The organism is Micromonospora inaquosa, from assembly GCF_003857055.1.
GTDB classification, from domain to species: Bacteria; Actinomycetota; Actinomycetes; order Mycobacteriales; family Micromonosporaceae; genus Micromonospora; species Micromonospora inaquosa.
Map to the genome: position 1 here is coordinate 1 of NZ_QGSZ01000114.1, position 704 is coordinate 704.

Below are 704 nucleotides of genomic sequence, written 5' to 3' on the forward strand. Positions count from 1 at the left end.
GAAGGCCATCATCGCGGCCGAGGACCATGACTTCTACAAGCACAACGGCGTCGACATCAACGGTGTCGCCCGCGCGTTCGTCAACAACCAGAGCGAGGGCTCCGGTCGGCAGGGCGCCTCGACGCTGACCATGCAGTACGTCCGGCTGGCCATCGCCTACTCGGCCACCCACCCGGCCGACGTCGTCGCGGCGACCGAGGACACCAGCGCCCGCAAACTGCGCGAGATGCGGTTGGCCCTCCAGGTCGACAAGGAATTCTCCAAGGACGAGATCCTCACCCGCTACCTCAACCTCGCCTCGTTCGGCAACGGCGCGTACGGCATCTACGCCGCCAGCCAGGTCTACTTCGGTAAGCCGCCGAGCAAGCTGAAGATCGAGGAAGCGGCGTTGCTGGCCGGCATGGTCAAGGCGCCGACCACGAACGACCCGACCACCGAACTCGGCTACCCGCTCGCGCTGGACCGGCGCAACTACGTCATCCAGAACATGGTCGACATCAAGGCCATCACCCAGCAGGAGGCGGACGCCGCCAAGGCGACCAAGCTGGTGGTGAAGGACAAGCGCACCCCGAACGGCTGCGTCGCCGCGAACGTCAACGAGTGGGGCTTCTTCTGCGACTACTTCTACCGCTGGTGGATGGATCAGGAGACGTTCGGCTCGACCAGGTACGACCGTGAGCGCCGGCTGAAGAGCGGCGGCTACA

At 65.3% G+C, this 704-nt stretch carries 1 protein-coding gene; it reads left to right on the forward strand.

What is annotated here, in order from left to right; translation table 11 throughout:
* Nucleotides 1-704: transglycosylase domain-containing protein (locus DLJ59_RS02635; protein ID WP_167493811.1), on the forward strand; the 704-nt coding region annotated here is incomplete at both ends.